This is a genomic window from Teichococcus deserti (genome assembly GCF_001982615.1).
In the GTDB taxonomy this organism is placed as follows: domain Bacteria; phylum Pseudomonadota; class Alphaproteobacteria; order Acetobacterales; family Acetobacteraceae; genus Pseudoroseomonas; species Pseudoroseomonas deserti.
This window is the reverse complement of sequence record NZ_MLCO01000523.1, coordinates 1-581: the sequence shown is the minus strand read 5'-3', so window position 1 is coordinate 581 and position 581 is coordinate 1. Positions and strand designations below refer to the sequence as shown.

Genomic DNA, 581 nt, shown 5'->3' with positions numbered 1-581 from the left:
CCCCGCCGACTGGCGCGACGGCCATTTCGCGCTGCGCGCCGAGGGGCCCGAGGGGCCGCTGGCGCTGGCCATCTCCGGCGGCCAGGTGATGGACATGACGCCGGCCTACGGCACCGTCAGCGCCTGGCTGAACGGCGCCGACCCGGTCAGCGCCATCGGGGCGGAGGGCGAGCCGCTGGCGCTCGACCTGACCGCGCTGTTGTCGGGCGAGGGTCCCTACCGGCTGCTGGCGCCTTTCGACCTGCAGGCGCTGAAGGCCTGCGGCGTGACCTATGCGCGGTCCATGCTGGAGCGGGTGATCGAGGAGCGCTGCCGCGGCGACGCCAGCCAGGCCGAGCGCGTCCGCGGCGAGATCCGCGGCATCATCGGCGACGACCTGGCGGCGCTCCGCCCCGGCAGCGCCGAAGCCACCGCGCTGAAGGAGAACCTGATCGCGCGCGGCTGGTGGAGCCAGTATCTCGAGGTCGGCATCGGCCCGGACGCCGAGGTCTTCACCAAGGGCCAGTCGCTGTCCGCCGTCGGCTCCGGCGCGCTGATCGGCATCCATCCCGGCAGCGACTGGAACAATCCGGAGCCCGAGG

At 73.8% G+C, this 581-nt stretch carries 1 pseudogene; it reads left to right on the top strand.

The features are described from left to right. Window positions 1-581, top strand: a pseudogene (locus tag BKE38_RS29695) (fumarylacetoacetate hydrolase); the annotation flags it as partial.